The 812-nt window shown below is 73.6% G+C and carries 1 protein-coding gene; it reads right to left on the bottom strand.

The window, feature by feature from the left end:
* Positions 1-247 precede the first annotated feature (247 nt).
* The coding region (locus tag ACTQWD_RS08715) for a transposase (protein WP_441559753.1) at positions 248-812 on the bottom strand (565 nt) is incomplete at its 5' end.

Consider the following 812-nt stretch of genomic DNA (forward strand, 5'->3'; position numbering starts at 1 on the left):
CGTTTAGTCGACGCTTGCCTGGCAAGCTAATATCCGCGGGCTCTTGCGGGCGCGCTGCCGGCGGTCAGCCCGGTATGTCCGCGCACCCCACCGCATTTCGATTCTCCGTCCGGCGCGCTCGTCCGAAACCAGTCTTGTTCACGGGCGCGGCCCTTGCCTTGGGCTGCCCAAAAAAGGGTCGTGAACGCGCGCCGGCGATGCGTCGAGGCGCGGGCCCTCCCGGCGGGAGGCTTGTTGTCCGACGGGGTCAGCCGAGGGTCCCCTCCGCCCGGCGCCCGATCTCCCAGACCCAGCAGGCGAGCTCGCGCGCGACGGCGGCGTTTGCCTTGCACGGGCTCTTGCCCGCCGCCGCCAGCGCCTCGCGGCGACGGCAGAGCCTGGCGGTGCAGTCGTCGGCGCGCGCCCGGATCGCCGCGGGGACGTCCGCGCCGGGCGCCGGGGCCTTCGGGCGGGGCGTGCACGTCAGGTAGTGCCACGCCGACTCCACCAGCGCCGTCCTGGCGAGCCGGTTGCCCGTCTTGGTTATCCCGCCGCGCCGCTCGGTCTCGCCGCTCGAGCGCTCCGACGGGACCAGCCCGCACCAGCTCGCGAAGGCCGGGGCCGTCCGGAACCTCGTGAAGGAGCCCGCCTCGGCTGCGAGCCTGAAGGCCGTCAGGGTGTCGATTCCCTTGATGCAGGAGAGCGCCTCGACGGCCGGGCGCCACCGGTCGGTCCGGGCGAGGGCGAGCACCTTCTTCTCGAGCTGCCGGCGGTCCGACTCCGCGCACCTCGCGGCCGTGACGTAGTACTCGAGCACGTCGCGCTGGGGCCCC

The sequence above is a fragment of the Collinsella sp. LCP19S3_B6 genome (assembly GCF_052121815.1).
GTDB lineage: Bacteria > Actinomycetota > Coriobacteriia > Coriobacteriales > Coriobacteriaceae > Collinsella.